Origin of the sequence: Mesorhizobium sp. M0011 (assembly GCF_040324155.1) — a bacterium.
Taxonomy (GTDB): domain Bacteria; phylum Pseudomonadota; class Alphaproteobacteria; order Rhizobiales; family Rhizobiaceae; genus Mesorhizobium.
The window spans coordinates 101,118-125,672 of the sequence record NZ_JAMYVQ010000021.1 but is presented as its reverse complement, the minus strand read 5'-3'; the positions used below and the strand labels follow the sequence as shown (position 1 = coordinate 125,672).

At 64.6% G+C, this 24,555-nt stretch carries 21 protein-coding genes; 8 read left to right on the top strand and 13 right to left on the bottom strand.

Going from position 1 to position 24,555, the window contains the following annotated elements; translation table 11 throughout:
* On the bottom strand, positions 1-225 hold a 225-nt coding region (locus NKK51_RS22210; RefSeq protein WP_352554588.1), incomplete at its 3' end, for a hypothetical protein.
* 138 nt (positions 226-363) lie between these two features.
* On the opposite strand from NKK51_RS22210, the gene NKK51_RS22205 reads away from it, so the two are divergent.
* Positions 364-1,458 carry a KamA family radical SAM protein gene (locus NKK51_RS22205; RefSeq protein WP_352554587.1) on the top strand — a complete coding sequence of 365 codons (1,095 nt, stop codon included), beginning with the start codon at positions 364-366 and terminating at the stop codon, positions 1,456-1,458.
* A gap of 9 nt (positions 1,459-1,467) precedes the next feature.
* Here the strand turns inward: NKK51_RS22205 and NKK51_RS22200 are convergent, their stop codons facing one another.
* Positions 1,468-2,595 carry a GNAT family N-acetyltransferase gene (locus NKK51_RS22200; RefSeq protein ID WP_352554586.1) on the bottom strand — a complete coding sequence of 376 codons (1,128 nt, stop codon included), beginning with the start codon at positions 2,593-2,595 and terminating at the stop codon, positions 1,468-1,470.
* Positions 2,592-6,710 (bottom strand): Pls/PosA family non-ribosomal peptide synthetase, encoded by a 4,119-nt coding sequence (locus tag NKK51_RS22195; RefSeq protein WP_352554585.1) that lies wholly within the window; start codon positions 6,708-6,710, stop codon positions 2,592-2,594. The genes NKK51_RS22200 and NKK51_RS22195 overlap by 4 nt, the downstream gene beginning before the upstream one ends.
* A gap of 376 nt (positions 6,711-7,086) precedes the next feature.
* Here NKK51_RS22195 and NKK51_RS22190 point away from each other — a divergent pair, with 376 nt between their 5' ends.
* Both NKK51_RS22190 and NKK51_RS22185 read left to right on the top strand, forming a co-directional pair.
* Positions 7,087-7,695, top strand: a complete 609-nt coding sequence (locus NKK51_RS22190) for a BA14K family protein (protein WP_352554584.1) — start codon at positions 7,087-7,089, stop codon at positions 7,693-7,695.
* A 97-nt stretch (positions 7,696-7,792) separates the two neighbouring features.
* Positions 7,793-8,140 carry a DUF2934 domain-containing protein gene (locus NKK51_RS22185; protein WP_352554583.1) on the top strand — a complete coding sequence of 116 codons (348 nt, stop codon included), beginning with the start codon at positions 7,793-7,795 and terminating at the stop codon, positions 8,138-8,140.
* A 589-nt stretch (positions 8,141-8,729) separates the two neighbouring features.
* Here NKK51_RS22185 and NKK51_RS22180 read toward each other — a convergent pair.
* The 6 genes from NKK51_RS22180 to NKK51_RS22155 are packed head-to-tail and all read right to left on the bottom strand — an operon-like array spanning position 8,730 to position 13,568.
* A complete protein-coding gene (locus tag NKK51_RS22180; RefSeq protein WP_352554582.1) occupies positions 8,730-9,920 on the bottom strand; it encodes an arabinose transporter in 1,191 nt (396 codons plus the stop codon).
* A gap of 29 nt (positions 9,921-9,949) precedes the next feature.
* On the bottom strand, positions 9,950-10,384 hold the full coding sequence (locus NKK51_RS22175; protein ID WP_206535327.1) for a lipocalin-like domain-containing protein: 435 nt from the start codon (positions 10,382-10,384) through the stop codon (positions 9,950-9,952).
* 60 nt (positions 10,385-10,444) lie between these two features.
* Positions 10,445-11,461, bottom strand: a complete 1,017-nt coding sequence (locus NKK51_RS22170) for a zinc-dependent alcohol dehydrogenase family protein (RefSeq protein WP_127296952.1) — start codon at positions 11,459-11,461, stop codon at positions 10,445-10,447.
* Positions 11,462-11,486: 25 nt separating this feature from the next.
* Positions 11,487-11,882 (bottom strand): (R)-mandelonitrile lyase, encoded by a 396-nt coding sequence (locus NKK51_RS22165; protein ID WP_127296953.1) that lies wholly within the window; start codon positions 11,880-11,882, stop codon positions 11,487-11,489.
* A 19-nt stretch (positions 11,883-11,901) separates the two neighbouring features.
* Complete coding sequence (locus NKK51_RS22160; RefSeq protein ID WP_352554581.1) at positions 11,902-12,372, bottom strand: cyclophilin-like fold protein; 471 nt, start codon at positions 12,370-12,372, stop codon at positions 11,902-11,904.
* Positions 12,369-13,568, bottom strand: a complete 1,200-nt coding sequence (locus tag NKK51_RS22155; RefSeq protein WP_352554591.1) for an MFS transporter — start codon at positions 13,566-13,568, stop codon at positions 12,369-12,371. The genes NKK51_RS22160 and NKK51_RS22155 overlap by 4 nt, the downstream gene beginning before the upstream one ends.
* Before the next feature lie 142 nt (positions 13,569-13,710).
* Here NKK51_RS22155 and NKK51_RS22150 point away from each other — a divergent pair, with 142 nt between their 5' ends.
* From NKK51_RS22150 to NKK51_RS22130, 5 genes are all read left to right on the top strand, one after another.
* Positions 13,711-14,604 (top strand): LysR family transcriptional regulator, encoded by an 894-nt coding sequence (locus tag NKK51_RS22150; protein ID WP_352554580.1) that lies wholly within the window; start codon positions 13,711-13,713, stop codon positions 14,602-14,604.
* A gap of 229 nt (positions 14,605-14,833) precedes the next feature.
* Positions 14,834-15,643, top strand: coding sequence for a septum site-determining protein MinC (gene minC, locus NKK51_RS22145; protein WP_352554579.1), 810 nt, complete (start codon positions 14,834-14,836; stop codon positions 15,641-15,643).
* A 62-nt stretch (positions 15,644-15,705) separates the two neighbouring features.
* Positions 15,706-16,521, top strand: a complete 816-nt coding sequence (minD, locus tag NKK51_RS22140) for a septum site-determining protein MinD (protein ID WP_127255721.1) — start codon at positions 15,706-15,708, stop codon at positions 16,519-16,521.
* Entirely contained in the window at positions 16,518-16,790 is a 273-nt protein-coding gene (minE, locus tag NKK51_RS22135) for a cell division topological specificity factor MinE (protein ID WP_023813379.1), read from the top strand. The genes minD and minE overlap by 4 nt, the downstream gene beginning before the upstream one ends.
* 563 nt (positions 16,791-17,353) lie before the next feature.
* Complete coding sequence (locus tag NKK51_RS22130; RefSeq protein ID WP_352554578.1) at positions 17,354-18,820, top strand: coiled-coil domain-containing protein; 1,467 nt, start codon at positions 17,354-17,356, stop codon at positions 18,818-18,820.
* Between the two features lie 281 nt (positions 18,821-19,101).
* On the opposite strand, the gene NKK51_RS22125 is transcribed toward NKK51_RS22130, so the two are convergent.
* Genes NKK51_RS22125 through NKK51_RS22110 form a run of 4 tightly spaced genes read right to left on the bottom strand, consistent with a single transcriptional unit; the run spans position 19,102 to position 24,204 of the window.
* Positions 19,102-20,886 (bottom strand): ABC transporter ATP-binding protein, encoded by a 1,785-nt coding sequence (locus tag NKK51_RS22125; protein ID WP_031213654.1) that lies wholly within the window; start codon positions 20,884-20,886, stop codon positions 19,102-19,104.
* A gap of 9 nt (positions 20,887-20,895) precedes the next feature.
* The gene (locus NKK51_RS22120; protein ID WP_352554577.1) at positions 20,896-21,930 is read right to left on the bottom strand and encodes a glycosyltransferase family 2 protein; all 1,035 of its coding nucleotides are present in this window, start codon (positions 21,928-21,930) and stop codon (positions 20,896-20,898) included.
* 4 nt (positions 21,931-21,934) lie between these two features.
* Positions 21,935-23,041: a glycosyltransferase family 2 protein gene (locus NKK51_RS22115; RefSeq protein ID WP_352554576.1), complete on the bottom strand. Its 1,107-nt coding sequence runs from the start codon at positions 23,039-23,041 to the stop codon at positions 21,935-21,937.
* A complete protein-coding gene (locus NKK51_RS22110; RefSeq protein WP_352554575.1) occupies positions 23,038-24,204 on the bottom strand; it encodes an acyltransferase family protein in 1,167 nt (388 codons plus the stop codon). The genes NKK51_RS22115 and NKK51_RS22110 overlap by 4 nt, the downstream gene beginning before the upstream one ends.
* Between the last annotated feature and the right edge of the window lie 351 nt (positions 24,205-24,555).

The following is a 24,555-nucleotide window of genomic DNA, read 5'->3' as shown; positions in this document are numbered from 1 at the left end:
GCCATCCTGCACCGCAAGACGCACAAACTCCAACTTCCCATCCATCACGCTGGTGTTCCCAAATGGCATCGCGAACCTCCCGGCGCAAAGCACGCCAAACTGTGCGCGATGTCCTCGCACACCTGTTCGCGATGTCTCCGGTCCAAACAGGGGGGAGATCGGCGCCTCAATCGCGGCGCTTGTCTTGCGACGTCGACGGTTGGCGAAAGCGATAGCGACATCCAATCTCCCCCCTTGCGGGGGAGATGTCCGGCAGGACAGAGGGGGGTGTGAAGGATCACAGCGCTGACAATCTGCGTGGTTGACCTAATCTGTCATCCAGCGGATAGGTCCGGCCCAAATATACCCGCCCGAGAAACTCCGATGACCACAGACACCAAATTCCACCCCGACACCGCCTGGCAAACGGATGTCCGCGCCGGCGTGCGCCACGTGCGCGATCTGGCGTCCCTGCCCTTGTCGCCAGCCGAGCGCGCGGCGGCGCAAGCGGCGGCCGCGAACCACAAGGTGCGTGCGCCCAAAGCCTATCTCGACCTGATCGACTGGAACGACCCCGCCGATCCGATCCGGGCGCAGGTCATTCCGTCGCCAGACGAATTGATGGAGCAGGACGGCGAGCTTGACGATCCGATCGCCGATCACGAATTCAGCCCGGTGCCGCGGCTGACGCATCGCCATGCCGACCGGGTGCTGCTGTTCCCGACCTATCAATGCGCGGTCTATTGCCGGTTCTGCTTCCGCAAGGAATCGCTGACCTCGATCGGCAGGGGTTATACGCGCGAGGCGTTGGAGCCGGCGCTGGCCTACATCGCGGATCACCCCGAAATCCGTGAGGTGATCCTGACCGGCGGCGATCCGCTGTCCTTGCCCGACAAGGCGCTGGCCGAAATCTTCGCGCGCATCGAAGCGATCCCCCATGTGCGGCTGCTGCGCATCCATACGCGCGTGCCGGTGGTGCTGCCGTCGCGCATCACATCAGGACTCGTCGCGGCGCTGCAGGGCCGGCTGATGGTCACTGTCGTCACCCATTTCAACCACGCGCGCGAGATCACCGACGCAACCGAGGCCGCCTGCCGCACGCTTCGGCAAGCCGGCTTCGTGCTGCTGAACCAGAGCGTTCTGCTCAAGGGCGTCAACGACAGCATCGAGGCGCTGGAAGAACTCTGCCGCGAGCTGATGTACCGCCTCGGCGTCAAACCCTACTACCTGCACCATGGCGACCTCGCGCGCGGCATGGCGCACCGGCGCACGACGATTGCACAGGGACAGGCGCTGACTGAAGCGCTGCGGGCGCGGCTGTCGGGCATCTGCAACCCCGTCTATGTGCTCGACCTGCCGGAGGGCGGCGGCAAGGTGCCGATCGGGCCTTGCCATGTCGAGGGACGGGACGGCGAGAACTGGCGGCTGCGCGGGCTCGATGGCGGGGTGAGGGGATATAGGGAGATCGTTGGCGAATAGGGCTGCGCGCTACCGCGCGTTTTTCTCGACAAATGCCAGCACCACCACGCGCGGGGCAACGCAATAGGCGAGGCTGGCCTTGCGGCGCGTCTTCGTCGTTGCGCGGCCTGCGTTCAGGTCGATGGCGATGTCCTCATAGCCCAGCACCTCGCGATCGAGCGGATAGACGGCCTTGTAAACGGCTTCCTTGGCGGCAAAGAGGATGCGGCCGGCAAGATGCCGGTCGGCTGCGTCCGTGCGGTCCGCGGGTGTTGTCACGAGCGCCAAAATGTCATCCGGGAGAGGCTGCGCGGGCTCGACGTCGATGCCGAGCGAGGCGATATCGCCAATCGGTGCAATCGCCGCCACGGCCATGTCGTCGTCGTGCGCGAGCGAACCGGTTATTCCGTCAGGCCAGACCGGCGCGCCGGTTGGCGAGCGCAAGATGGCGACGTCGCCAACGCCAAGCTCCGCCAGCAGTCCGTGCGCGATCCACCGGGCCGCGCCGCTGGCGCGCCGCATGCCAGGCTGACGCGCGGGGATGGAATGCGCTTCCCCAGGCAGCAGATGGGCGTCGTCGCCTTCGCGGATCATCCGGCATCCGATCCGGACTCCCGATGGTGCGATGGCGGCGATCGCTTCGGCCAAGGCGATTTCCTCGGGCAGCCGCATCACGACTCGTGCGTCCGGGGCCGGCAAAGGGAGATCGGCTATCATTTCTCCGTCCTCGTCGAGCCCTTCTTCGACGAAACCGGCGCTGCGATAGAGATTTCGCGCCGCATCGTTCTCCGGTTCGTAGCAGATCGAGACGTGGCTGATGTGGCTGAGCCCCTGGATTTCGTCCAGCACCTTACGCAGCGCGGCCTTGCCGTAGCCTTTGCCCTGAGCGGCGCGGTCGATCATGAAGCGGTAGATGCGTGCCTCGTCGTCATCCGGAGGAGCCTCGTACATCAGGAAACCGACGACACGATCCCCGGCCATGACGACCCGTGGCCGGGCGTCTTCGTCAGTCCCGGCTTCTTCCAGCGAGTCCGCATTGCCGGCGACGAAATCCCTCTGCTCCGGCGCCAGTTCCAAGGCCGTGACCAGGGCCCGGTTGGCCTCGGTCACGGCAACCAGACGGATATCTCCGGTGTTCAAGCCGATGCCCTTCGTCAAGCCGAGGCCCAGGCCGATACCTTGGAGCCATCGTCGGTGATCGGCTCGACGAAGCGGTGCAGCTTGGCCGGGTTGCCCCGCCATATGGAGTTGGGCTCCAGCTCTTCGCCCTTCATGACGAAGGAGTCGACATCGACCACCGAGCCTTCGCCCATCACGACGCCGTAATGGACAAAGGCTGAAGGTCCGAGCGTGCAGCCCTTGCCGATGCGGATGAAGTCGGACTTGAACGCGCCTTCCTCCAGCGAATGGGCCTGGATGACGCAGCCTTCGTTGAGGGTGGCGTCGTCGCCGATTTCCACCAGCGAGCGTTCGGTGAGGTTGCTGCCGCCGTCATAGACACGGCTGCCGATCTTGACGCCCAGCATGCGCAGGATCATCGGGCGGAACGGCGTGCCGGCGAACAGGCGCACGATCGGCGAATCCGCCAGCTTCCAGTGGCGTTCGTGGCGCCAGAACGCGACGTCGTAGATCGTCGTCATCTGCGGCTTCAGCCGGCCGAAACCAAGGCTTGCCCGTTCCACGAAGATGTAGAACGGAATGGTGATCGCCGAGGTCAGGAGCACGGCGACGAACAGCGCGACTTCAGCCCATTCGGTGTAGTAGTTCAGCGCCCGGTCCCAGATCGCCAGCGTGGCGAACAGCATGACCCATTGCGTTGCCACGAACAGCAGGATCGTCACCAGATTGTGGCGGTTCTTCAACGGGATGCGCCGGCGCCGGTCGTCCTCGTCGACACCGGCAATGAGTTCCTTGTCGCGGTTCACCATGCGTGGGATTTCAAAGGCAGGCGAGCCCAAGAGCCCGACATTCTCGCGCAGCGGCCCGTCGATGGGGATCATCACCTTGGTGCCGAGCAGGACGTTGTCGCCCGTGCGCCCGTCCGGCGGATAGTAGATGTTGTTGCCGAGATAGTTGCGTTCGCCGATGCGCGTCGGCTCGAGCCGGAAGGCGGAGGCGGATTTGTGCATGTTGATCATGAACAGCCCGTCCGACACCATGGTCTCGGTGCCGATCTCGCACAGAAGCGGGTTTTCGTGCTGCTGGTTGGAACCGAAATTGGAGCCGGTCTGCACCACCTTGTTGAGGTTCCAGCCGATGGCTCGCATGTAGTGCACGATCGCCGAGCTGTCGCCGGCCAGCAGGCCGAGCACGCGGGAGTTGCTCGAGAATTCGGCGACAGTCTGCAGCCAGTAGCGGAAGCCGTACAGCGTGTAGGTGCGGCCGGGCTTCAACAGCAGGCTGACCAGGCGCGGCACCAGCGTCGCCGCCAGGAAGGATGCGGCCATGTAGCCGAACAGCGTGACCGTGGTGCCGATCGCGACGACGCCGATGGTTTCCTGGTAGTCGTCGCCGACGTTTTCCCAATAGCTGTGGAATAGCAGCGGCAAGGGAGTGACGATGGCAAACAGCCCGATCAGCTGAACCGCTTCGAACAGGAAGCGCCGGATGTTGGAAGGATCGACATTGCGCACCTTGCAATAGTCGGCCGTGGTCGGCACAGCCGGCGAGCCATGCCAGCGTTCGCCGTCGGGGATGCTTTGGCCGCGGTGCAGCGAGGACGAATGGCCGAGCTGGGCGCCATCGCCGATCCTGGTGTCGATGTCGAGCGTCGAGCCGACGCCGACGAAGGCATCGCGGCCGATGGTCAGCGGCCCGGTGTGGATATAGCCGGACTGCGCCCGGAAGCCGAGGATCATCGATTCCTTGCGCAGGATGGTGTTGGCGCCGATCGAGATGAGATCCGTGCAGACGGGCACGGATTTCGATTCGATGACGGCGTTCTTGCCGAGCTTGGTGCCGAGAAGCTGCAGATAGATGCTGTAGAGCGGGCTGCCGCGGAACAGCACGACGGGCGCGGTGCGGATCAACGTCTTGACCACCCAGAAGCGGAAGTAACGCACGCCCCAGATGGGAAACGCCTCGGCCTTCCAGCGGCCGACCAGCACCCATTTGGCGATGACGGCAAAGCCCGACATACCAAAGAACACGGCGGCCGAAAGCGCCACGCACCTGATGTACAGCTGCAGCGGATCGTCGAGCGCGTCATACATCCAGTTGAGGCCGTCATTGACCGCCCACAGGGCGCCATAGCTGTAGAGCGCGTAGAACAGCAGCTGTGCGGCGCCGCAGGTCCAGTAGGCGAAATTCGAGGCCCGGCGGGTGAGGACGGGCTCGTTGGTGGCCGTCGTCATCTCGTCCGCCACGCCGAGATGCAGCGCGAGCCGCGCCACAGTCGGGTGGAGATAGATGTCGCGCATCGACGCCGTCGCCCATTCCTTCCTGGTGCGCAGGCGCGCGCAGAAATGCGCCATCAGCAGCGAGTTGGCGCCGAGATCGTCGAAGAAATTGTCCTCGACGGACACTTCCTCGAATTTCAATACGGCGGCCAGTGCGTCGGCCAGGAAACGCTCGTCGTCATTGGCGGGCGCGACCATGGCGCGATCGCCCGAAAGCCGCACACTTGTCGGCTTCGGCAGCTGGCGCAAATCCACCTTGTTGGAAACCGTCATCGGGATGGCCGGCAGTTCCTCCAGATAGGAGGGCACCATGTAGTCGGGCAGGCGCCGCTTCATCGTCCTGGCGAGGTCCGCGCGCGAGATCGCCGGTTGGCCGACCTTTGGAGCGTAATAGGCGACGAGTTCGACGCGGCCGGGCTCGATCTCCCAGGTGGTGACGGCGGCCTGGGCGATTTCGGGCTGGTCGAGCAGCACCGCCTCGATCTCGCCGAGCTCGATGCGGTAGCCGCGGATCTTCACCTGGGTGTCGATGCGGCCGGCATACTCGATCTCGCCCTGGTCGTTGATGCGGCCAAGGTCGCCCGTCCGGTAGATGCGCTTCGACGGGTTGTTCGGCAGGCCGACGAAATCGGCGATGAATTTCTGTTCGGTCAGGTCCGGCCTGTTGAGATAGCCGACCGCGAGCCCGATGCCGGCAATGCCGATCTCGCCCAGTTCGCCCGGCTCGGCGAGCTGCGGCAGCGAAGCGTCGAGGATGACGATGGAGTAGGTCGGCAGCGGCGCGCCGATGGTGACGGGGCTGTTCGGCGTCAGCGCGCCCATGGTGGCGGTGACGGTCGCCTCGGTCGGGCCATAGGTGTTGAGGATCTGCCGCCCCGGCTTCGACCAGCGCACCACCAGATTGTGCGGGCAGGCCTCGCCGCCGACCAGCAGCGTGCGCAGGCTGGGCACATCCGACGTCATCGACGACAGCAGCGTCGGGCTGCAGGCGATGCAGGTGATGTCATGGAGCCGCAGGAAATCGGCCAGCTCCTCGCCCACCAGCGGCATCTGGCCCGGTGCCGGCACCACCGTGGCGCCGGCGACGAACGGCACCCAGATCTCTTCGGAGGAAAAGTCGAAGGCGATGGTCATGCCCTGGTAGACGCGATCGCCCGGCCGGTAGCCGTAGGAGGCGGCGGCGACGCGGATGAAATTGACGAAACTCTGGTGCTTGATGACCACGCCCTTGGGCTTGCCTGTGGTGCCCGAGGTGTAGAGGATGTAGCAGGTGTCGTCCGAAGTCTTCGCATTCGGCTTCAGCGGCGCGTCGGATTGCTTGGAGATCTCGGCGGCCGCGCTGTCGATCAGCAGATGCGGAACCGGCAGCTGACCGGCGCGCGACGCATAGGCGGCGATGGTGACGATCAGGCTGACGCCGGCGTCTTCGATGATGAGCGCCATCCGCTCCTCGGGGAACGCGGTGGCCAGCGGCACGAAGGCAGCGCCTGCCTTCATCACGGCGAGCAGCGCGACATAGGTCTCCGCCGAGCGGTCGAGGATGAGCCCGACGCGGTGGCCCGGCCGCACGCCGCGCTTGACCAGCAGGCGGGCGAACTGGTTGGCCCGGCTGTCCAGTTCCCGATAGGTCCAGACACGCCCGTCGGAGATCACCGCCGGCAGCGCTGCGAACATTTCGGCGAGCTGCTCGAAGACGGTGTCGAGCCGCTCGCCGGGCAGGCCGTGCCGGGCAAAGTCGGCGCCCGTCAGGATCTGCCCGCGCCTGGCTGTCGCGGGGGCCGTTCTTACCAGCGCATCGACACCTGCCAGGCCGCTTTCCAGCCCCGATCGTTCCGCGTCCAGTTCGGCGATATCGACACCGTGATCCATTTCCATACTTTCCCGTCCAGGCCGGGCATCGCCCGGCACGGCCATTTTTCCAGTTGTTGTGGGATGCTTATGCCATCCGATCTTTTCGCCAGTTTTTCCGAACTGTTGAATATTGTTTCTGAACTGTGTCTGGGCGGGGGTTTTGGCCCTCTTTGACGCGGCTTGCGGGGGAGGGAAGCCTCCGCCCGTGCGCCCTACGGCGCCCCCCTCTGGCCTGCCGGCCGTTCGTCGTTGGGAAAGCCAAGCAATTGGCTTTCCGTCCGCTACGCGGACCACTTCTCAACCCCCACTTATGGGGAGATTGGCAGCTTCGGCGCCGGCCTTTTTCTGGAACCAGCCTTGAGGCCCCGCATTCTATGAGCAGGGACTTAAGGAGCGTGTCGTGAAAGCGGTTTTGGGACTGGTCTGCGGCTTCGTGCTGACCCTTGCGGTCTTCGGCAGCGGACTGGGCTTCGCCGCCTGGCTGCTTGCCGCGAAGCCGCCGCGCCAGGCAACGGCTACTGTCAGCGTGGCGGAGCTGTGGACCAAGAAGGCGCGGCCGGTGAACAAAGCCGGGCAGGGCCTCGAACGCCTGCCGGCCAAACAGTCCGCGCCGCCCGACATCCCCGCCAAACCGCAGGAAACACCGCCCGACCCCACCGTCACCGGCGCCATCGCGCCCAAGACGACCGAATTGCCGCCTCCGCATCTCGCCTGGTGCGCCAGCCGCTATCGCTCCTACCACCCGGACGACAACAGCTATCTCTCCTACAGCGGGCAGCTGCGCCCCTGCATCTCGCCCTATCTCGAAGCCGCCGGCCAGCTCGTCCAGCCCACTGCCGACGATGGCGACGAAAACGGCGCCGGCCTGGGGGTCTACGCTGCCGACGATGGCGGCGAAGCACTTTCGGCCGACCATGTCGATTACTGCTTCAGCCGCTACCGCTCCTATCGCCCGGAAGACAACTCCTACCAGCCATACTCCGGCGGGCCGAGACGGCAATGCCAGTAGAGCCCGCGCGCCGCCCGGCATGGCGATCCGATCGCGCGGATTTTCCGGAGCGTTCGCATTGGCGCGACGTTCAACCCTGACCTAAGGAGGACTGACCATGAGCGACGACCGGGACGACAGAATTCGTGAGCGCGCCTACCAGATCTGGGAACGGGAAGGCCGCATGCAGGGCGACCCCGAACGGCACTGGCACCAGGCCGAGGCCGAGATCGACCGCGAGGCGGCCCTGCCGCTGACGGCGGACGATGCGCTGCCTCAAACCGGCGAGATCGCCAGCACCGACGTGCTGGAGGTCGAGGCGCTGGCGGTGCGCACCGGCATATCGGGCGACGAGGCACAGGAACTGCTCGACCGCCTCGGCAACGACCGCGCCGCGGTGGAGCAAGCCGCCCGCAGCCTCAAGGCCAAAAGGCGGCGAAACCCCGATGAGGGACTGGCCAAATGATCGAAAGCTGAAGGACGGAAATACCGGCTCCATTCACTCAAGAAGGGCGAAAACGGCGACGCCTCATCATCTTCGGCTCTGTCGCCAATCTTTTTCGCCATGGCCAGAGCCTTGGACTGGTCGTGAGCACGGCCCGCCAACGCGGCTTCTCGAATCGCTCAGGTTGCGACGGGCTGGTCGGTCATCACTTGCGCTGGACCGCGAAAGCGAAAGCCCGCGCCTCTGGCGGAGGACGCGGGCCGATCGGACGGCCGATCTTCGGCAGGCGGTGGAGGGCACCACCTGCCGCACATATCAACAATTAGCTATGACTAATGTTCCGTCAAGCTGGATCTACTTTCGTTCGAATGTCGGCATTGACTGCGATTGCGCCGCTGGCCTGGGCGGGCAGCTTGCGTCGATGCGATAGGAATTTTTTCTTGACCTGTGAGAGCAGTTATGCTACATTTCTGTCTATGGTGCTGACTTGCGCCAGCGACCCGCCGCACAGGCGGGTTTTTTGCGTTTTGGCTGGCGCTGCGCCAATTTTCAACGTTGCCAGCGCGAGGTGATCGTAGTTGCGCAACATCCGAGCACAGAATACCCGGCACTAGCGTAGAGCGTTACGGCGACCCAGCAGCAGAGCGATGCCCAACGCCGGAAGCGTCGCCACCGCGACGGCGAAGAAGACGAATTGCAGCCCGGCCGACGCGGCGACCAAGCCGAGCGCTGGACTGCCGAAGCCGAGCGCCACGTCGAGGAAGACGGTGTAGAGTCCCATGGCCAGGCCGCGGCTGCGCGACGGAAGATGGCTTACTGCCTCGGCACCGAGACCGGGATAGACCAGCGAGTAGCCAAGGCCAGTGAGACCCGCTCCAATTGCGGCGACAACAGGCCCGGTCGCAAGCCAGATCAGCATTAGCCCTGCGGCCTCGACGGCGACGAAGATCACAGCGACGCGTGCGCCCCCAAGCCTGTCGGGCAGGTGGCCGAAGCACAGCCTTGCCACGATCAGCGCCGCGGCATAGGCCGTGAAGGGAAGCCAGATCGGCTGCCATCCCCGTTCGGCAAAGAGCAACGCGGCAAAGGCCAGGATTGCGCCATAGCCGAGGCTGCTGAAAGCTGCTCCCACTCCGGGAAGCCAGACCGCTTGAGCCACGCTCGTCCATGACTGCGGCACGCTGCTCGCGGCGGTGCTGGTGCCACGCATCGGCAGGATGGCAAGCAGCGTCGCAAGCGGCAGGACGATGGTCGCGAGTGCGATCGCGGTGAAACCGCTCGCCGCATAAAGCGCAGATCCGACCGGCGCTCCAAGCGCGAGCGCCGCAAACATCGCCGTGCCCACCCAGGCTATGACTTTTCCGGAGTTCTGTCCGCCCGCAAGGGAGAGGCCCCAGGCGACGCCGCCGGTGATGATGAAGCTCTCCGACGCGCCCAATACCGCCCGGCCGGCGAAGAGCGCCGATGCGGACGCTACCGGCCGGTCGAGCAATGCCAGTGAGCCGAGGTAAAATAATCCCGCCAGGGCAGCGGCAATGAGGCCGACGACGACGGCCCGCTTGCCGCCGCGCCCATCGGCATAGTTTCCGGCCCCAATGCGCGACAACATCGAGGCGACGAACTGGCTGCCCGTCACCAGTCCGACCGCGAAGGGGCCGAAGCCGAGTTGCTGATGAAGATGCAGCGGCAGGACGGGTAGCGCCAAGCCGATCAGAAGGAAGCCGGCGAAGACAGCCGCCATGATTGGCACCAGTTCCGCCATCGCTCCATTTCGGTCTGAAGTCCCCGCCACTTTGGCCATCGGCAACACCTTGAACCCAACAGTTCAGATCAGTAGCGTTCGTAGGTCACACGCCAGCCTTCGGCCGGATTGTCCGGCGTGAGGACCAGTTTGTTGTCCGAGACTTCGAATTTGCGTTTCATGCTCTTCCCGACAAGGTTGCGGACTAGGGAGGACTCGATCGTGATGACGAAGGTCTTGTCCTGGTCGTTGATGGCGACGGGCCCGTAATAGGCTTCGTAGCCATTCGCTGTGTAAGGCGTGTCCGGCGCCTTGGCGTCGGGGTTCTGGGCCTGCACCGAGAGGGAGCCGGCCTCGGTGAAGATGACCTGGCCGGAATACGGCACTGGCTTGAGGTTTCCCTCGGCACCGGCCTCGAGCGACCTCATGCGCCATGCGCCAATGATCGGGGACTCTTGCGAGAACGCCGGCGTGGCGACGGAAAGCGCAAGCGCAAGGGCGGCGATCTTCGATCTCATAGTCATATGTCGTTGTTCCTTTTCTGATTTGGCGGGGGGCGGACAGGCCGTCCGCCCAATCTTCGCTCACACGGAAAGCATGACCTTGATGGCACGCCGCTCGTCCATGGCGCGGTAGCCTTCAGCGACCTCTGCCAACGGCAGCTTGAGGTCGAAGACCTTGCCGGGCTTGATCCTGCCTCGCAGTACACGGTCCATCAGGTCGGGCAGGAAGCGGCGCACTGGCGCTGGGCCGCCCATCATTCGCTTTTGGCCGAAGAATAGTTTTTGGCCGTCGAAGCTCACGCCATGCGGCACGCCGACATAGCCGATGGTGCCGCCGGGACGAGAGCAGGCCAGCGCCTGGTCGAAGGATTCTCCCGTGCCGACGCACTCCAGCACGGAGTCCGCGCCGACGCCCTTGGTGAGTTCCTTGATGCGCGTGACGCCTTCCTCGCCACGCTCGGCCACAATGTCGGTGGCGCCAAACTCGCGGGCGAGCTTTTGGCGGCTGGCGTGCCGGCTCATGGCGATGATGCGCTCGGCGCCCATCTCCTTGGCCGCAAGCACGCCCATCAGGCCGACCGCACCGTCGCCGACCACCACCACCGTCGATCCTTCTCGGACCTCGGCCGCGTCGGCCGCATACCAGCCGGTGCCGAGCACATCGGACACAGCCAGCAAGTCAGGGATGAGTTCGGCCGGCGGCACCTCGGCGGTGGCGACCAGTGTGCCATCCGCCAACGGCACGCGAGCGTAAGGCGCCTGCGCGCCCGACATGAATTCGCGCTGCACACAAGACGACTGGAAGCCGAAGCGGCAATGCGGGCAGGTATTGTCGGAAAGGCAGAACGACCCGACGACGAACTGGCCGGGACGGACCGTGCGCACCTCTGCGCCGACCTCGACGACGATACCACAATATTCGTGGCCCATGTGCATCGGGCCGTCGACCGGCTGCAGCCCGCGATAGGGCCACAGGTCCGAGCCGCAGATGCAGCTTGCCGAGAGCTTGATGATTGCGTCCGTCGGCCGCATGATTTTCGGATCGGCGATTTCCTCGCAGCGGATGTCGCCCGGTTTGTGAAGAATGGTTGCGATCATTCTGGTTCCTTTCGAGTGGAGAAGATCAAGCGCCGTAGTCGGCGTCGCTGACATGTTCCAGCCAGTCCACGACCTTGCCGTCCTTGACCTCCTGGAGGGCAATGTGGGTCATGGCGGTCAGAGGCGACGCGCCGTGCCAGTGCTTCTCGCCGGGCGCGAACCAGACGACGTCGCCGGCACGGATTTCCTCGACCGGACCGCCCTCGCGCTGCACGCGGCCAAGGCCGGAGACGACGATCAGCGTCTGGCCGAGCGGATGCGTGTGCCAGGCGGTGCGGGCGCCGGGCTCGAAGGTCACCTGTGCGCCTTGGACCCGCCCGGCATCGAAGGGATTGAAGAGTGGATCGATCCGCACCGTTCCGGTGAACCAGTCAGGTGGTCCCTTGCCGGAAGGCCTCGTGCCAGCGCGAAGAATGTCCATGGTGATCTCCTTTGCGACCTCAAATGCGTTCGACGCGAAGCGGGAACTCGCCGCGAATGTGCAGGGCCTGCTCGCCCTCATCGAAGCGGCCGAGCCTGATCAGCCCGGGATGGCGATAGTCGGCGTGGAACATGGCCAAATTGCCCCAGGGCATGAAATAGCACAGGTCGTAGGGCTGCTCGTTGGCGAACGGGCCACTTCCCTCCTCAGTCAGCTTGCGCGGCAGATAGGCGATCTTCTCGTTATGCGCGTAGTCCTCGATCTTGAGATCGAGCGGCAGCATGGAAAAGAAGTCGCGCGCTGAGGGATTGTCGTAGAGGGTGGCGGTCATGAGGCGGCCGTTGAAGGCCATCCTGATCTTCATGTCGGTGGGCTCCTGGCTGACGGGAGATTGGCCTTCCTGGCTGGCGGCTGCGCGATGCAGGGCCGCCACCGCGAGCGCGGCGCCGAGCAATGTCCGGCGGCTAAGCGGCGCACGCTCGATGGTCATGGCAAAGACTTCCGGGCCATATGGGACGCGGCGAGGGCGGCGAGCGCCGATCCGCAGAGCAGCACCGCGCCTAGAGTGAACGCTCCCCACCAGCCGACCGTATCGAAGAGCGTGCCGCCGATTGCGGCGCCGCCGGTGATGGCTAGCTGAATGACGGCTACCTGCAACCCGCCGCCGGCCTCTGCGTCGTCCGGCAGCGTTCGGCTGAGCCACGTGCCCCAGCCAACGGGCGCGGCCGTGCCGAAGAAGCCCCAGGCAACCAGCAGCAGTGTTGTGGGACCCGGGAGTGCACCGAAAGCGATGAGTGCAGCGGCCAGCGCGGCCATGACCAGCGGGATAACGATGAGGATGCTGAACAGGCGCGTGCGCAAAAGCCGGCCGACGCACCATGTGCCGAGCACCCCCGCCAGCCCCATCGCCAGCAGGACCGCCGAGAGGGCAGCGATGTCGAGCCGGGTGACGCTCTCGAGGAAGGGCCGAAGATAGGTGAAGAGCGCGAACTGGCCCATGAACAGCATCATGATCGACGCCATGCCGATGGCGACTGAAAGACGACCGAGCAGCGCCAGCGGATTGCCAGGGCGCTTCCTCCGGCGCGGGGGCAGCGCCGGCAGGCTGGTCCACTGCCAGGCCAGCGCCAAGAGCCCAAACGGCACGACGAGGAAGAAAGCGCCGCGCCAGCCGACATAGGCGCCAAGAAAGCTGCCCAGCGGCGCCGCGATGGTGGCCGCAATGGCATTGCCCGCGTTTAGCATGGCGAGACCCTTCGGAACCATGTCTTGCGGCACGAGGCGCATGACGATCGCGGTCGACATCGACCAGAACCCGCCGATCGCGATGCCGAGCAGTGCCCGGCCGACCATGAGGAACGCGTAGTTCGGCGCGAAGGTCACAGCCAAACCGGACACGATGAGGAGGAGGGTGAAGCCAGTCACGACCAGTCGGCGGTCGATGCGGCGCGTGAGACCGGCGACCAGCAGGCTGGTCACGACAGCGAAAACGCCCGAAATCGAGATCGCCTGTCCCGCGTGGCCCTCGGTGATGCCGAGATCGGACGCTAGCGGCGACAGCAGGCTGACCGGCATGAATTCAGACGCGATGAGCACGAAAACACACAGCGCCATCGACAACACCGCGCCCCATGCGGCGCGGTCTTCGACAAGCCTTGTGTCGTACGTCGTTTCCACAATTGGCATCCTTGCAAGGCGACCGGGCGGATCAGCCGCCAATCCCTGTCGCGATGCCAAGAAGATATTGCAGAGGAACCCATTTTATTAGGCTAAGTAATCCGCATGGACTTATCTGCTCGTGATATAAATGCCCGAGGGGAGGTGCCCTATGCAGCGCGATGGCATGAAGGATCTGCTATGGTTCGTGGCGGTCGCGCGGGAGCGCAGCTTCACCAAGGCGGCGGCCAAGCTCGGAACCTCGCAGTCGACCCTGAGTTCGACAATCAAGGAGCTTGAAGCTCGTCTTGGCGTCCGTCTGCTGACACGTACGACGCGGAGCGTCGCACCGACCGAGGCCGGCGAGCGACTTTTCCAGTCTCTTGTTCCCCGCTTCGAGGAAATCGAAGCCGACCTTGCAAGCCTGGTGGCCTTTCGCGACAAGCCCTCCGGAACGGTCCGTATCACGCTGTCCGACCATGCGCTCCAGACGACCGTCTGGCCGAAGCTGCAGCCTTTGCTCAGCGACTATCCTGACGTGTGCGTCGAACTCTACAGCGACAACGGCATGAAGAACATTGTGGAGGAGCGCTTCGACGCGGGCGTGCGGCTAGGTGAGAGCATCGACAGGGATATGATCGCGGTTAGGATCGGGCCGGATTGGAGGCTCGTGGCCGTGGCTTCGCCGGAGTACTTTTCCCGCCATCCGGTTCCGACCGCGCCCCAGGACCTGGTCGATCATGACTGCATCAATATGCGGCAGGCGACGTTCGGCGGATTATATGCCTGGGAATTCGCCAAGCAAGGCCGCGACCTGCGTGTGCGGGTGCAAGGCCAGCTCACCTTCAATTCGTCCATACCCATGATCGAGGCTGCGATAAGCGGTTTCGGGATCGCCTACGTCCCGGAAAACCTCGTCAACCACCATATCGCCACGGGATGCCTTAGGCTCGTGCTTGACGATTGGAGTCCGCCATTTGCGGGCTATCACCTCTACTACCCGAGCAGGCGACAGCTCTCGCCTGCGATGGCGATGATCGTCGAGGCGCTTCGTCATCGCATCTGACCCCCAAGATTGCGCATTGGCAAATGGTGTCCCGCGCGCAAAGCTTTCGTGGCGCGCTGCTGCCTCAAAAACCCGCAGCGCATTGAGTGAAGGAAACGGATCGACTGTCACTGCCTTGGCGTTGGCTGACCTTCCAACTTCTCGCAAATTGGCCCTCATCCCCCTCCCATTAACCTTTCATTAACCATCCTCCCGCTAGCGTTTACCTCTCAGTAAGGATTCGCCAGCCGTGACCTTTGCCGCCCCCCTCGAGGCCAAATCCATTCGTTTTCGTGCCCGCTCTTTCGTCGCTTTCACGTTGACTCCGGAAGCGCCTTTGGACGTGTGGCTCGAGGGGCTGGATCACTGGATCGGCAACTCGCCCGGCTATTTTGCCGGCCGCCCGGTGGTGCTTGATCTCAACACCTTGAAGCCCGATGTCGCCGCGATCGAATCGCTGGTCGGCGTGCTGGGCCATCGCGGCATCCGCATCTACGCCATCGAGCTCGACGGCCACACCGCACTCGAGCCCAACCTGCCGCCGGTGCTGGTCGGCGCCAAGGAAGCGACCACGGATGGGTTGCTGCCCCGCCAGGCGCGGGCGGAGGGTTTCGACAAGGCCGAGGGCAAGGCGCCTGACCAGCACGCCGATGCGGGCAGCGCGGCCAAGGTCGGCGACGGAAAGGCTGGCGCAAGCAAGGCCGGCGATAGCGAGCCGCAGGTTGAAGCTTCGGGTACGCTGATGATCAAGGCGCCGATCCGCTCCGGCCAGGCGATCGTGCACCCGCATGGCGATGTCATCGTGCTGGGTTCGGTCGCTTCCGGGTCGGAGATCATCGCGGCGGGCTCGATCCATGTCTACGGCACGCTGCGCGGGCGCGCTTCGGCGGGTGCGCTGGGCAACAGGGGCGCGCGCATCTTCTGCCGCAAGAACGAGGCCGAGCTGCTGGCGGTCGACGGCTGGTACGTCACCGCCGAGGAGATGGAAGGTGTTTCGCGCGGCAAGCCGGTGCAGGCATTTCTCGACGGGGACGCGCTGCGGGTTTCGACGCTGAGCTGACTTCGACCGGGCGGCGAGGGCCGCTCGACCAAAAACAAATGAACAACAACGGAGGCTATTCAATGGGCAAGGTAGTGGTGGTCACCTCGGGCAAGGGGGGCGTCGGCAAGACGACCTCGACGGCGGCCCTCGGGGCGGCCGTGGCCAAGACCGGCAAGAAGGTGGCCTTGGTCGACTTTGACGTCGGCCTGCGCAACCTCGACCTGATCATGGGCGCCGAGCGGCGCGTGGTGTTCGACCTCGTCAACGTCATCCAGGGCCAGGCCAAACTTTCGCAGGCGCTGATCCGCGACAAGCGGGTCGAGACGCTGTTCCTGCTGCCGGCTTCGCAGACGCGCGACAAGGATGCGCTGACCGAAGAAGGCGTCGGCGAAGTCATCGACAAGCTGCGCTCGGTGTTCGACTACGTGTTCTGCGACAGCCCGGCCGGCATCGAGCGCGGCGCGCAGCTCGCCATGCGCTTTGCCGACGAGGCGGTCATCGTCACCAATCCGGAAGTGTCGTCGGTGCGCGATTCCGACCGCATCATCGGCCTGCTCGACGCCCGCACCTTGAGGGCCGAGCAGGGCGAGCAGATCGCCAAGCATGTGCTGGTGACGCGCTACGATGCAGCGCGCGCCTCGCGTGGCGAAATGCTCTCCATCGATGACGTGCTGGAAATCCTGTCCGTGCCGCTGCTCGGCATCATTCCGGAAAGCCAGGACGTGCTGCGCGCCTCCAACCTCGGTTCGCCGGTGACACTGTCAGAGCCGCTCAATGCGGCCGCACGCGCCTATCTCGATGCCGCCAGGCGGCTGGAAGGCGAGGAATTGCCTGTCATCGTGCCCTTCGAGCGCAAGGGCTTCCTCGATCGTCTTTTGGGAAGGAGGGCGGCATGAACCTGCTCGACATCTTCAAGCGGCGCTCCAGCGCCCCGGTGGCGCGCGAGCGGCTGCAAGTGCTGCTCGCCTATGAGCGCCGCAACCGCAGCCAGCCCGACCTCGTCTCCATCCTGCGCGAGGAGATCATGGCCGTCATCGCCAAGCATGTGCAGATCGACCAGGACTATCTGCAGGTCTCGATGGACCGCGGCGAGACCATGTCGACGCTGGAAATCGACATCCAGATCCCCAACAAGAGCGCCGTGCCGATGGCCATGGCGGGGTGACTTTTTTACCCTCCCTCTTGTGGGGAGGGCTATCGCATATGGATTCTTGCGAAGAAGAACCCCCACCCTAACCCTCCCCACAAGGGGGAGGGAACGCTGCCGCGCGCCTTTAATTCTTCTTAGCGCCGAAAAGACAGGCGATTCTCCTGGTCAGCGCCAACGGAAGTCTCCCTCCCCCTTGTGGGGGGCCGAAGGACGGGCGAGACCGGTGGCTCGCCCCGGCAAGTCGATCCGCAAAGCGGATCGGGGTGGGGGTTGGCGCCAGCACCCCCACCCGGACCTGCGGTCCGACCTCCCCACAAGGGCGAGGTAGGGCGCCCGGTTTTTTGCGCAGAGACCCTTGGCTCACCCCGGCAAGTCGCTGCGAAGCGGCGGGGTGGGGTCAGCGCGGCGCTGCAGGCTTTTCCACGGCCGCAGCATCGCGTCGCTTGCAGCATCCAACCCCCAAATGTCCCAAATTTACCTTTGTGCCGACGGGGCTTCCCCTGCGCAAGCAGCGGATGTAAGGATATATTAGCAATTTGTTAAGTTCGAAGCGAGGTATGCGTAAGGGGAGTTTGGTGATGAACTTCAGAGGCCTGATCAAGCGTGCTGAAGACGTGGATAAAGCGATCCAGGACCTGCAGATCGATTTGGCGGACGCGCTGGATGCAAGTCTCGACGCCGACGACCTGGTGCCGTCGGAGAGCGACGATGTGCCGGATGCCCAGGCGGCACCCGATGACGGGCCACCCCAGGCCGACGCGGCAAATGACGACAACGCCAGGAAGGCCGACGCTGCGGGCGATGCGGACAGTTCCGAAACCGCGCCACGACTGACGGCCCATACACAAACCCGGCTGGCTGCATTGAGCGCCTTCGAGGGTCTCTTCCATGACGCCAGGGACTATCTGGAGGAGATCAACGACAAGCTGTCGGAGATCGGCACCTCACACCATCTGACGCGTGAATTCCTCAACATCCTGCACAGCGACATCCTGCGCGCCAACGAGCTGGAGGTTGCCAATGCCGCCCTGGCCGTCGAACAGAGGGCGTTGTCGGAGAAGCTGCACGATGCGACGAGAAAGCTGCGCGAGCGTGAAGGCGCTTTCGAAGCGCTGCAGCAGCGCGAGACAAGCCTGGTTCAGGACCGGGAGACGCTTCGTGCGGCGCTTGCCGCGGTAAGGCTGGAACTGGTGGAGACAGCCAATGCGAGCGCCAAACGCGAAGCGGAGTTCGGCGACATCGCCAAGCGGCTGACCGCCAGGACGGTCGAGGCCAACAGGCGCTTGCGCGAAAGCAAGATGCTGCGCGAAAAGCACGTCAACCTCTCGATCGAACTCGACAAGGCGCTGAAGCGGGAATCGCAGGCGCGCCACAGGCTCGACGAGCTCTCGACGATCCATGCCAGCGAAGCAGCGCGGCTGGCGGAGCTGCTGGCCGCGCTCGGCAAGAGCGAGAAAGAGGAGATGCGGCTCCAGAAGTCGCTCGAGGCCGCACAGGCGAAGCTGTCGGAAACGAACGAAGCAGCACGCATGATGGAAGGCGACAAGGAAGCCGAGCTGGCTCGCAGCCAGGCGGAAATGCGCGGGTTGAGCTCGGAGATCCAGAACCTGCAATCGCGGCTGGAGCAAACCTCGACCGAAAACAGCGAAGCCGCAGGCGAGATCGCCAGGCTCAAGAGCGAACTGAACGATGCCTTGGCCGAAAAGAAGATCGCCGATGAAAGATTGTCCGCGCTGACCCAGGAGAGCGAAAGCGACAAGATGAGTCTTTCCAAGGTGAACGCCAACCTTTCTCAGCTGACGCTGCAACAGGCGTCCGAACAAATACAGTTCGACGTGCAGAGGCAGGAATGCGAGGACCTCAAAGCTGAAATCGCATCGCTCAATGCCCGCATCAAGGAACTGCTGCCCTACGAGCGGCTCCACAAGGCCACCAATGGCAGGCCGCGCGAGGACGGCGTGGTCGAGATAGCCGGGGCGATGGCGAAGAAAGCACGGACGACGGGCAGGCGGCGCATGCGCAGGAATGTTGGCGCCGTTAGCTGAAGTGTGGCGCTGAAGGGCTTCAGGTGACCCGCTTCAGGTCTTTTGTGCATGGGAGGCCGGCACCTCACCCGGAGAGTAAGCCCAATGGGGCACCGGCCAGGCGGATCGACAGGTCCGCCGCACAGGCAAGGTAGCGCGCCTCGGTCCCGCACGGCATTGGTGCGATCACGGAAGGTGCCAGCGGCACTTCCCCAAGCTTCTGATTCGAACCTTTGCGACGGCCCGCCGGCCGGAGGCTGCAAACACGCCCGGGAAACGATCGCGGCCGGCCCGGTGCCTCCTCAGTCGAGCGGCTCGTGCTGATAAAGCTCGTCCATGCTGAGCGAGGCCAGGGCGCCGAAAGGGGCCTGCTTTTTCACGCGGCCGCCGCTCAGGATGACCACGTCGTCGCAGAACGAGATTGTGCTGTGGTGGTGGCTGATGACGATAGTCGTGCGGCGGCCGGCTCTCGACTTCAGGGTCTCGACGATGGCCGCTTCCGACAGCCCGTCCACCGCATTGGTGGCTTCGTCCAGGATGAGGAGATCGGGATCGCGGACCAGGGCTCTCGCCAAGGCGATCCGCTGCCTCTGTCCCGCCGACAGATTGACGCCCCTGTAGCCGACCAGCGTCTCGTAGCCCTGAGGCAGCCTTTCGATGAACTCGTGCGCTTCGGCCAGTCTTGCGGCGGCCTCGGCGTCGCCGGCTGTCGCCGTATCCTGCCCGTAGGTTATGTTTTCAAAAATGCTGCCATCGACCAGTTCCAGTTCCTGACTGGCCAGGGCGATGTGCCGTCGCCACTGGCTGGCGTCGATCCCGTCGAGCGGCGATCCATCGACGAGGATGCTGCCAGTGTCCGGTTCGACGAAGCGGCACAGGAGATTGACGATCGTCGTTTTGCCGGCGCCCGAGCGGCCGATCAGCGCCGTCGAGCGGCCGCCGCGGATTTCGAATGTCGCCGCATGCAGCACGACCTCGCGCCGGTCCGTACCGGAATAGGTGAATGTCACATCGTCGAACTTGATGCCCTGGCGCAGGCCGTGGAACGGCTCGTCGCCTTGCGGCGGTTGCGGCTTGCCGGCGGGATCCAGCAGCCATGTCACCTCTTCGAGCGATCCGCTCAGGCCCTGCAACTGGCTCCACGACCCCTGCAGGGCCCGCATATGCGGCTGCAGCCTGTAGAGCAGGATGACGAACGCGATGATCAGCGGGAAACTCACCTGCGCCAGCCAGGCGCCGATCACCACCGCCAGGAACAGCATGGCGTGGAGAACCTCCGTCAGCGGCGGCAGCGCTCCCTGGCGCACGAGCAGCGCGAAGGAGGCGCGGCGAACCGCATCCGACGCCGTGTCGAATATCGCCTTTTCCCGGTTCTCCTGTCCGAAGATGCGGATCAGCCGTCCGGCATGCACAAGGTGAAGCATCTGCGAGGCGAGGTGGCCGTTGCGCGAAGCGACGCTGCGGCTGGGCTCCTTCAGATTGGCAGAGAGGATGGCGTGCGCGATCTGGACGAGCGCCAGTCCGAGCGTGACCAGCAGCGTCATGCGCCACGAAAGCAGCAACAGGAAAGCCAACAGGATGATGGCGGCCGATGCGCTGACGATGGCCGACAGCATGATCTGGATCGCATCGGAGGCCCGCCAGGACTCGTTGGAGATGATGTTGAGCAAGCGTCCGGGGCTTTGCCGCAGGAAGAATGGGTAGCCGACCCGCAACAGCTGCTCCGACAGGGCGCCACGGATGGAATGGCTTGCCTTGCCGGAGATGAAGGTCGTCAGCAGCGTGTTGGCGAAGGCGAAGACGTTCTTCAGGATGATCGAGCCGAGGATGGCGACCGAAATGACGATCAGCCGGTCGCGCTCGCTCAAGCCCGATCCGACATGCTGGAGGACAGCGGAGAAGCCGCCCATTCCGGCCGCATCCCCGTGTCCCATGATGATGCCCAGCAACGGGATGATCAGGCCGATGCCGAACCCTTCGAGGACGGCGCTGAGCAGGCCGAGTACCACCACCGCCGGAAGCAGGCGCAGTTGCCGCTTTCCGAACGCCCGGAACAGCATCGGCAGGTTTGGCGGCAGCATTGGCATTATTGCGTTTCACCTCGCCTGGGCATTGGCTTGCTGATCTTGCCGCACTGGCTCGGCCCGCGGCCGTCTGGCCAGCAGGAGAACCGCGAATCTGGCCGCGCCGAGCAAATTCATGGCGACGATCGGCCAGTGCGGCAGGTTGAGTTCACGATCGAAGGCGGGTCCTCCCGCCAATTCCCTGATAGCCCCTCTTGCGGCCCAGTAGAAATGGCGAAGCAGCCAGGGCGCGTGGCGAACATGCTTCAGGCAGAGTCCGCCATTGCCCAGGCTGTAGTCGCGGTGCAGCTTCTCGATGGCTTTGCGATCCCGCCGGCCATGATGATGGAATATCGTCATATCAGGCACATACTCGACTGCGATGCCGAGCAGCATCGCGCGCACGAGATAATCGGTATCCTCGGCCGACCGCAATGGTCCGCCGGCGCCGAAGCGTTCGTCGAAATAGCCGATGCGGGCCGCGACATCGCGGTGCATCGTCATGTTGCAGCCCAGCACGAAGCCGCCGGGATGAACATCTGGCGTCAGCCGCTCGCGCGCCCACGACCGCTTGATGGTGAACGGCAAATCCCTGGCATCGCCAAGCTCGACACGTCCGCCCCGGATGAGCCATTGTTCCCCGGACGCATAGTGTCGCTCCAGATCGCGCAGGTAATCGCGATGGACCGCGCAGTCATCGTCGACGAAGACCAGCACACGGCCGCGCGCGCGCCTCAGCCCGGCGTTGCGCGCGGCCGCCAGCCCGGGGCGCGGCTCGCAGACCGGCGTGAACGGAATGTCCGACGCAGCGGCGATGCTGGCCAGGCGTTCGGCCGTGCGGTCGCTCGAACCGTTGTCGACGACCACGAGTTCGGCGGCGAAGCCGGCATGTGCGCGGCAAGCGGCTTGCACCGACTTGATGCAGGCATCGAGCACCGCGACGCGGTTGCGCGTGCAGATGATGAAGCTGACTTCCGGCGCCGATCGGTCACGGCCGCGACCGGTCGGGGCAGGGTCAAGCGCCGTCGAACGATCGCGCTGCAGAGGTTGGTTGGCTTTGACGATCATGCCCCTAACTCAACCGATGAGACGCCAGAACCGCCGCGGCGGGCGCGGATTTGAAGAAGTATGCCATGGCATCGGCTTGTCTGGCGGCCGACAGCGAGGCAAGGCTGAGCCAGGGCGCCCAGGCGCCGGGCCGCAGCGCATATTGCTCGCGGCGCCGGATGGCATTCCATTTCGCGGTCCGCGTCAGCAATTCATGCGTCAGCGCGGGCTGCTTTTCGTCGGCCACCAGCTGGTAAAGGAAATAGAACAGGTTCAGCGCGCCAGCCTCGAAGCTCGGCCGCGTCGCCGCCGGCAGCGAGCGGATTTCCTCCTCCAGCGCGACGATGAAGCTGGCCGCACGGGCGACCGTGTCGTGGCTGACCGCATCGCCGATGTCGCGCAGGTCCCGCGTGGCCTGCGCCAGGCCCTCGCGCTCGAGGTTCTCGGCCACGATGCGCAAATGCGTCCTGCGCATCTCCTTGACGTGCCGGCTGGTCACGCTTGCCTCATGGACGCGGTAGACGACCAGGTTTTCGGGCATCATGGCTGCCGGGTAGCGGCTGGCCAGCCGCCTGAAAAGATCGAAGTCCTCGGCGTGCCTGTAGGTCTGGTCGTAGTGGAGAACGCCGTCGTCGATGACCTTCCTGTTGTAGACGACCGTCGGGTGCATGAAGATCGTGAAGAACATCGCCAATACAGGGATGCGGCCGAACTGGAACACCGGATCCGGCCTGCCGATGGCGATGCGGCCGCGGATCAACATGTCGACGCCGGCGCCGCAGAAGCCCAGTTCGGGCCGCCGCTCGAACAGCGCCACCTGGCGCGACAAACGCCAGGGATAGGCGACGTCGTCGGCGTCCATCCGCGCGACCAGTTCGCCCCGGGCGAGCGCCAGCCCTTCGTTGAGCGTCGCGACAAGGCCGCGGTTTTCACGCGAGACGATCGAAATGCGGCTGTCGGCCTTTTGGCAGCGCTCGAGTATCTCGAGCGAATTGTCGGTCGAACCGTCATCGATCGCGATGATCTCCAGGCGGCCGTAATCCTGCCGCAGGATGCTTCCCAGCGCGGCGGCGAGATAGGGGCCGGCATTGTAGACCGGCAACAGGACGGAGACGAGCGGCGCGGCGGTCATCGTCTTGTATCCGTGCGCTGGAGTTCGAGCGCCGGTGTGCGGTCATCCGGCGGTCCGACGGCCGCCGTCGCGAGCCAGCCGCCATGGCTGCCCTGTGCGGGGCGGGTGCGCGCGACATAGGGAAAGTGGCGCTTGAGGCTGTTGAGCGGCCTCTCGAAAACCACCCAGGAAATCCAGGCCGCGACAATCGTGGCGGCGCCCGCGACCAGGAATCGCCCTGGCCCTTGCTCAGAGACGTTGAGCGGAATCCAGGGCTGCGCCTTGACGGCGAGCGACAGCAATATCGGATGATAGAGATAGACGCCGTAGCTGATGCGGCCGAGGCCAAGCAGCGGCGGCAGTTCCGCAAGCCTGCCCAGGATGCCGCCAAGGCCGCGCGAACAGGCGGCTACGATGACCATCAGTGGCACCAGGGGCAGGACTTCTCGCAGCACCCAGCGGGCCCATTCCAATGTCGGATCGGCGGGCTCTGGGACTAACCACTCAATCGCCAGGAATGCGGCGGCGAAGGCAGGCCAGCCCAGCCGCATCCAGTGCGGCATGCCGGCGCCCCTAAAATGCCAGCAGGCAAGCAGCGCGCCCGAAGCCAGCGCGTCCATGGATGCCGGCGGCAGCAGGTCGCGCGCCAGCGCCGGCGTGGCAGTGATCGGCCAATAGAAGCGATAGGCCAGCGACAGTGCGATGACGGCGATGCAGATGGCCTCGAAGCGGCGGCGTGGGGCCAGCAGGACGACCAGCGGCCAGGCAAGATAGAACTGCTCCTCGATGCTCAGGCTCCAGAAATGGCCCAGCACCCAAGGGTTCCAGTTATTGTGCTGCGCATACCAGAAGTTCGACAGATAAAGCGCATGCCAGACCAGCGATCCTCTGGATTGATCCAGGTCAACCAGCCAGACGAAACCCAGGACGGCAAAATAGGGCGGGAATATCCGCAACATCCGCCTGATGTAGAAGGATCGCAGCGCGGGGCCGGTTTCGAATTCGGTGGCCGAACGCGCCTCCAGGAGCAGGCGCGTGATCAGGAAGCCGCTCAGCACGAAAAACAGCCGCACGCCGATATGGCCCCAGAACGAAGGTCCCTCCGCGAAGAAATGGGAATACAACACCATCGTTACGGCGATGGCTCTCAACGCATCAAGTTGGATGTCACGGGCGCTTCCCATCAGCGGCTTCCGCGGCATTGATGTCCGCGACGTATCCGCCAGCCGGTCGTTTCGGGCACCAGGCGGACGAGATCCGCCAGGGCACCGGCACCGTCAAACCTTCGCTTTGCGGGTCCGATCGCGGCGAGTCCGATCGGGCCGGGCTCGAAATCGACGGACGAACAGCACAAGTTGGTCAACGTGCCGGAATCCTCCACAGCGTATGTCCAGTCGCAAACGAACCCCAAAGGAATGGTTCGGCCACCCTATTGTGCGGCGCAACACAAAAAATCTACCGGGATGAAATACTTATGTGAGCAAGCGCTAAAGATTCCTGCTTCGGCTGATTGGGAAGGTCGTCGTAGGCTGACG

Coding starts and splice junctions, on each gene's coding strand:
- NKK51_RS22205 (WP_352554587.1), top strand. CDS start 364: ATGACCACAGACACCAAATTCCACCCCGACACCGCCTGGCAAACGGAT.
- NKK51_RS22195 (WP_352554585.1), bottom strand. CDS start 6,710: ATGGAAATGGATCACGGTGTCGATATCGCCGAACTGGACGCGGAACGA.
- NKK51_RS22185 (WP_352554583.1), top strand. CDS start 7,793: ATGAGCGACGACCGGGACGACAGAATTCGTGAGCGCGCCTACCAGATC.
- NKK51_RS22180 (WP_352554582.1), bottom strand. CDS start 9,920: ATGGCCAAAGTGGCGGGGACTTCAGACCGAAATGGAGCGATGGCGGAA.
- NKK51_RS22175 (WP_206535327.1), bottom strand. CDS start 10,384: ATGACTATGAGATCGAAGATCGCCGCCCTTGCGCTTGCGCTTTCCGTC.
- NKK51_RS22170 (WP_127296952.1), bottom strand. CDS start 11,461: ATGATCGCAACCATTCTTCACAAACCGGGCGACATCCGCTGCGAGGAA.
- NKK51_RS22165 (WP_127296953.1), bottom strand. CDS start 11,882: ATGGACATTCTTCGCGCTGGCACGAGGCCTTCCGGCAAGGGACCACCT.
- NKK51_RS22160 (WP_352554581.1), bottom strand. CDS start 12,372: ATGACCATCGAGCGTGCGCCGCTTAGCCGCCGGACATTGCTCGGCGCC.
- NKK51_RS22155 (WP_352554591.1), bottom strand. CDS start 13,568: ATGCCAATTGTGGAAACGACGTACGACACAAGGCTTGTCGAAGACCGC.
- NKK51_RS22150 (WP_352554580.1), top strand. CDS start 13,711: ATGCAGCGCGATGGCATGAAGGATCTGCTATGGTTCGTGGCGGTCGCG.
- minD (WP_127255721.1), top strand. CDS start 15,706: ATGGGCAAGGTAGTGGTGGTCACCTCGGGCAAGGGGGGCGTCGGCAAG.
- minE (WP_023813379.1), top strand. CDS start 16,518: ATGAACCTGCTCGACATCTTCAAGCGGCGCTCCAGCGCCCCGGTGGCG.
- NKK51_RS22130 (WP_352554578.1), top strand. CDS start 17,354: ATGAACTTCAGAGGCCTGATCAAGCGTGCTGAAGACGTGGATAAAGCG.
- NKK51_RS22125 (WP_031213654.1), bottom strand. CDS start 20,886: ATGCCAATGCTGCCGCCAAACCTGCCGATGCTGTTCCGGGCGTTCGGA.
- NKK51_RS22120 (WP_352554577.1), bottom strand. CDS start 21,930: ATGATCGTCAAAGCCAACCAACCTCTGCAGCGCGATCGTTCGACGGCG.
- NKK51_RS22115 (WP_352554576.1), bottom strand. CDS start 23,041: ATGACCGCCGCGCCGCTCGTCTCCGTCCTGTTGCCGGTCTACAATGCC.
- NKK51_RS22110 (WP_352554575.1), bottom strand. CDS start 24,204: ATGGGAAGCGCCCGTGACATCCAACTTGATGCGTTGAGAGCCATCGCC.